We start from the raw sequence: 4,653 nt of genomic DNA on the forward strand, positions 1-4,653 counted from the left end.
GTTACCTGAATTGATGCAGCTACTGCCAGCGTTAGCGGCCAGTTTTTATCAGCAACCGGCAAGAGCATTACAACTGGTCGGCATCACCGGTACCAATGGTAAATCCAGCACAGCATTTTTTGTCAGTCAGCTGGCTGAGCAACTGGCACAAAAAGCGGCTGTCATCGGTACCCTGGGTTACGGCCCGTGCAGCAAGCTGACACCATTACCCAATACCACACCGCATTATGTTGATATTCAGCGCATTTTGTCAGAGGCGGTTGCAGCGAAAACACAGCTGGTGGCGATGGAAGTGTCGTCACATGCCCTGGTGCAACAACGCGTTGCCGGGTTGTGGTTTGACGCGGCAGTATTTACCAATTTAACCCGCGATCATCTGGATTATCACGGCTCTATGGCAGAGTACGGTGCTGCCAAAGCCTTGTTATTTACACCGCAGCTCAGTCGCGCCGCCGTGATTAATGTGTCTGATGAATTTGGCCGCCAGCTGGCTGCACAAAGTCAGTTACCGGTCTGGGCTTACGGTAAAGCGGCAGATTGCCGTGGTTTTAACCGTTATCTGGCCTATGACGATGTGCTTGCCACCGAAGATGGCTATCAATTGCAGCTAAGCAGCCATGTTGCCGAGTACAACTTTTATTTGCCGCTGCTGGGTGAGTTCAATATTCAGAATGTACTGGCCGCCATGAGCAGTATGTTGGTGCTGGGCTACGACTTAACAACCGTTGTAGCCGCTTGCAGCCAGCTGAAACCGGTGCCGGGACGGATGGAACAATTTAAATTTGCGCAAAATTTTACTGCCGTGGTTGATTATGCCCATACGCCCGATGCCTTACAGCAGGCACTGCAGTCGTTAAGGTTGCATTGTAAAGGCAAGCTTTGGTGCGTGTTTGGCTGCGGTGGCGATCGTGACCGTGGCAAACGTCCGCTGATGGGACAACTGGCCGAACTGCACGCCGATCATGTGATTATTACTGCAGATAACCCGCGCAGCGAGGATGTACTGAGTATCTGCGAGGAAATTGCCACCGGCATGAGCCCTGATGGTAGTTACACCATAGAACCCGACCGGAAAAGTGCTATTAAGCTGGCGCTTATCAGCGCGCAGGAAGGGGACATTGTGCTGGTAGCTGGTAAGGGGCATGAAACTATCCAGATTATTGGCTCAGAGCATCGGCAATACGATGAGCGGGCCTATCTTCGTCAACTGGTAGCGGAGATGTCAGCATGATCAAGCTTAACTGTGCAGAAATTGCGCTGATGCTCGACGGAGCCCTGACCGGGCACAATGTCAGTATCAGCAACGTCAGTACTGATAGCCGTGTTATAGCAGAGCATGATTTATTTATTGCGCTAAAAGGCCCCAACTTTGACGGCAGTGCTTTTGTCGCTGAGGTGAAAGAGAAAGGCGCTGCTGCTGTCGTGGTAGAGCAGGCTGTGGCGGTTGATATTCCACAGATTATTGTACAAGACACCCGTCTGGCGTTAGGCCAGTTAGCCGCTGCGGTAAAAGCACGCCTGGCGCCGAAAACGATAGCGGTAACAGGCAGCGCCGGTAAAACCACGGTCAAAGAGATGATGGCAGCAATTCTAAGCCGACGTGGCAATGTGCTGGCAACGCAGGGAAATTTCAACAACGACATTGGTGTGCCGCTGACAATGCTGCGTCTGACTGAACAGCATCAGTATGCGGTGCTGGAGCTGGGCGCTAATCATCAGGGTGAAATTGCTTATACCACTTCACTGGCTAAACCGGATGTAGCCATCATTACCAATGTCGCGCCGTCACATCTGGAAGGCTTTGGCGATGTCTATGGTGTCGCTCGTGCTAAAGGTGAAATTTTTAATGCGGTAACAGCGCAGGGGCTGGCCATTATTCCGGCAGACAGTGAGTATCGTGATTACTGGTTGCGCCGGATTGAAGGCAAGCCAGTGCAGCAATTCTCGGCAACCGCAGAGGCAGATTATTATGCAACAGACATCGAGCTGGATAGCAATGGCTGCGCAGGTTTTGAGCTAAATTGCCCAACTGGACGCCAGTTTATTCAGCTGACTATTCCAGGCAAGCACAACGTTGCTAATGCGTTAGCAGCGGCGGCTGCCTGTATTGCCGTTGGCGCCAGCCTGGCCGATGTTCAGCTTGGGCTGGCACAAATGCAGGCGGTAAAGGGCCGCACCAATGTCAAAATGGTTACCCCTCAACTGCGGCTGATAGATGACACCTACAATGCGAATGTCGAATCGGTTAAGGCGGCGATAGACCTGCTGGCATCCTATAACGGTCATCGCGTGCTGGTGCTTGGCGATATGGCAGAACTGGGTGCAGACGCCCGTTTATACCACGAAGAGATTGGTTTATACGCAAAAAAAGCGGGAATTAATCTGTTGTTCACCCTTGGCGTGTTATCACAGAGCGCCAGTGACTTGTTCAATGGACAAGGCGCTCATTTCAGTTCGCGTCAGGCGTTATTGCAGCGTTTGATGCCGGTAGTATCAGAACAACAGGAAGTCACCCTGCTAGTGAAAGGCTCGCGCAGTGCGAAAATGGAATTAGTCGTGCAGGACTTGCTAGAAAGATGTCAGCAGGAGAGTAGCCCATGCTAGTTTGGTTGGCCGAGTATTTAACGCAATACTTCAGCTTTTTTAATGTATTCAGTTATCTGACGTTTCGCGCCATTCTGGGCATTTTAACGTCGTTATTACTCAGCCTGTACCTTGGGCCAAAGCTTATTGCGCGTTTACAGCTGATGCAAATTGGCCAGGTTGTACGTGGCGATGGCCCGCAAAGCCACTTTTCAAAGAAAGGCACGCCAACCATGGGCGGCTTGTTAATTTTGGGGTCGGTGCTGCTAAGCACTTTGCTGTGGGCCAATCTGGAAAACAAGTATGTCTGGGTTGTAATGTTTGTGCTGGTAAGCTTCGGCTGGATAGGGTTTGTAGATGATTACCGCAAAGTGATCCGCAAAGATCCGAAAGGCCTAATCGCGCGCTGGAAATATTTCTGGCAATCGTTATTTGCTATTGCCACCGCTGCGTTTTTGTATTTTACGGCTGAGCGCCCGGCAGAGACAGCACTGCTGGTGCCTTTTATCAAAGATGTGATGCCGCAGCTTGGATTGTTGTTTCTGGCGCTGAGCTATTTTGTGATTGTCGGTACCAGTAATGCGGTTAACCTGACCGATGGTCTGGATGGCCTGGCAATAGTGCCAACCATTATGGTCGCTGCGGCCTTTGCCATTATTGCTTATGCCAGTGGTAACGTGAATTTCTCTGCTTACCTGAACATTCCTTATCTGCCTTATGCCGGTGAGCTGGTGGTGGTATGTGCCGCTCTGATTGGTGCTGGCCTTGGTTTTCTCTGGTTTAACACTTATCCGGCACTGGTGTTTATGGGCGATGTTGGCTCTCTGGCGCTCGGCGCCGTGCTGGGGGTGATTGCCATTCTGGTCCGGCAGGAAATTGTGTTGTTTATCATGGGCGGCGTCTTTGTGATGGAAACGCTGTCGGTAATTTTGCAGGTGGGTTCTTACAAGTTACGTGGGCAGCGTATTTTCCGGATGGCGCCTATTCATCACCACTATGAACTAAAAGGCTGGCCAGAACCCCGCGTTATCGTAAGGTTCTGGATTTTATCGATTATTTTTGTGCTGGTTGGCCTGGCCACCCTGAAACTGAGATAAGCATGCATATGACGGCGACACAGAGCGGTATGACACAAAGTTTAGCGAAAAAGCGCATAGCCGTTGTTGGCCTGGGCCTGTCCGGCCTGGCAACGGTGCGTTTTCTGCTGAGCCTTGGTATCAAACCTGTGTTGATGGACAGTCGCAGCAAGCCTGCCGGTATTGAGCATATTGCCACTGACAAAGTTGACGGTATTTACCTTGGTGAGCTTGATGCAAACCGGCTGGCAAAAATGGATATGATTATCTTAAGCCCCGGCCTGTCGCCTACTCATCCGGCCATTCGTTTTGCGGTGGCGCAGGGTGCTGAATTGCTTGGCGATGTGGAGTTGTTCGCCCGTTATAATACCAAGCCAGTAGTTGCTATCACGGGTTCTAACGGCAAGTCGACGGTCACCAAGCTGGTTGAAGCCATGTTGCTGTGCAGTGGCGTAAAAGCGTTGGCTGCGGGCAATATAGGTTTACCGGTGCTGGATGCCATCAGCCAGCAGGACACAGAGGTATTTGTACTGGAGCTGTCCAGCTTCCAGCTGGATACCACCCGCAGTTTACACAGTGTCGCCAGCACTATTTTAAATGTCAGTGCTGATCATCTTGACCGCTATCAGACGATGGCCGCTTATGCAGCGTCCAAGCAGCGGGTGTATCAGCACACCCAATTAGCCGTGTTTAATCTGGATGACGCGGCCACCACGCCTGAAGGCTCAGCGTCTTTGGGTATAAAGCTGGCCGACCCCGCTTATGGTATTGCTGAGCATCAGGGCAAACGCTGGCTGGTGCTGGATGCTGCACCCTTATTGCCTGTCAGCGACATGACATTGTTTGGTGCCCATAACGAATTCAATGCGCTGGTTGCCGGCACGCTGGCGCTGGCCGCCGGTGCCAGCCGTGAAGGCTTGATCAAGGCGCTGACCACTTTTGAAGCACTGCCACATCGCTGTACTTTAGTCGCTGAAAAACACGGTGTACGTTG

General features: G+C 51.7%; 4 protein-coding genes. All 4 read left to right on the forward strand.

The window, feature by feature from the left end; genetic code table 11:
• Window positions 1-1,231 (forward strand): UDP-N-acetylmuramoyl-L-alanyl-D-glutamate--2,6-diaminopimelate ligase (locus VIN66_RS16935; protein WP_331925080.1); only part of this gene is annotated, 1,231 nt, incomplete at its 5' end.
• Window positions 1,228-2,604: a UDP-N-acetylmuramoyl-tripeptide--D-alanyl-D-alanine ligase gene (locus tag VIN66_RS16940; RefSeq protein ID WP_331925081.1), complete on the forward strand. Its 1,377-nt coding sequence runs from the start codon at window positions 1,228-1,230 to the stop codon at window positions 2,602-2,604. The genes VIN66_RS16935 and VIN66_RS16940, both read left to right, overlap by 4 nt.
• A complete protein-coding gene (gene mraY / locus VIN66_RS16945; protein ID WP_331925082.1) occupies window positions 2,598-3,680 on the forward strand; it encodes a phospho-N-acetylmuramoyl-pentapeptide-transferase in 1,083 nt (360 codons plus the stop codon). Before VIN66_RS16940 ends, mraY begins: the two co-directional genes overlap by 7 nt.
• Window positions 3,681-3,709: 29 nt before the next feature.
• The coding region (gene murD / locus VIN66_RS16950) for a UDP-N-acetylmuramoyl-L-alanine--D-glutamate ligase (protein ID WP_331925083.1) at window positions 3,710-4,653 on the forward strand (944 nt) is incomplete at its 3' end.

The organism is Rheinheimera sp. (assembly GCF_036568245.1).
In the GTDB taxonomy this organism is placed as follows: Bacteria; Pseudomonadota; Gammaproteobacteria; order Enterobacterales; family Alteromonadaceae; genus Alishewanella.

Bases quoted from the DNA above. Each gene is read 5' to 3' on its own strand.
- VIN66_RS16940 (WP_331925081.1), top strand. From the start codon at position 1,228: ATGATCAAGCTTAACTGTGCAGAAATTGCGCTGATGCTCGACGGAGCC.
- mraY (WP_331925082.1), top strand. From the start codon at position 2,598: ATGCTAGTTTGGTTGGCCGAGTATTTAACGCAATACTTCAGCTTTTTT.